This window comes from Methylobacterium sp. WL103, assembly GCF_008039885.1.
GTDB lineage: Bacteria > Pseudomonadota > Alphaproteobacteria > Rhizobiales > Beijerinckiaceae > Methylobacterium > Methylobacterium cerastii.
Window position 1 is genome coordinate 1 of record NZ_VRUX01001177.1, and the last position, 647, is coordinate 647.

The 647-nt window shown below is 71.4% G+C and carries 1 protein-coding gene; it reads right to left on the bottom strand.

Annotation, left to right across the window (positions count from 1 at the left end; translation table 11 throughout):
- Positions 1-554, bottom strand: a 554-nt coding sequence (locus FV222_RS28470) for a phage major capsid protein (protein ID WP_147816463.1), incomplete at its 3' end; no start/stop codon positions are given.
- Between the last annotated feature and the right edge of the window lie 93 nt (positions 555-647).

The window sequence follows — 647 nt, forward strand, 5'->3', positions numbered from 1 at the left end:
GCGCCGGTGGCCACCGCGCGCTTGTACTGCCCGCCCGAGATGGTGCGGACGCTGGCGATGGCGCGGATCGGCGACAGGGCGGACAGGCGCTTGAGCACCTCGCGCTCGATCGTCTGCGGCACCAGGTAGCCGCCGTCCGGGCCGGAGCCGGCCGAGAGCGCCTTGGCCTCCAGGCCCTTCAGGCCGCCGCTCTCGCCGGCCCGGACGTAGAGGTCGAAGGCTGCCTTGTGCTCGTCGGTCATCGCGTCCCGCGGCTGCTCGGGGCGGCCGAGCGGTGGGCGGGCGCGGTCCAGGGTGATGCGGTCCAGCCGCGTCCGGGCGCTGTCCAGGGCCGCGTCGATCCGCGCCAGCTTCTCCTCGGTGAGCACGTCTGGCCCGAGGCGGCCCTCGATCTGGCCGAGCCGGATGTCGTTCGTTTCCTTGAACGCCTCGAAGGCCTGGGTCAGCCCGTCGAACGCGTCCCGCGCGGTGCCCGGATCGGAGGCGGGCCGCCCGGCCTTGTTCTCCAGGAGCGCGAAGTCGGACTTGGTCTCGAAGGTATCGTGACGGGTCATGGGAACCTCACCGTTGGAAAGCGAAGGGAAATGGAGGGCGGCGGACGCCGCCGCCCTCCATTTCCCTTCGCTTTCCAACGGTGAGGTTCCCAT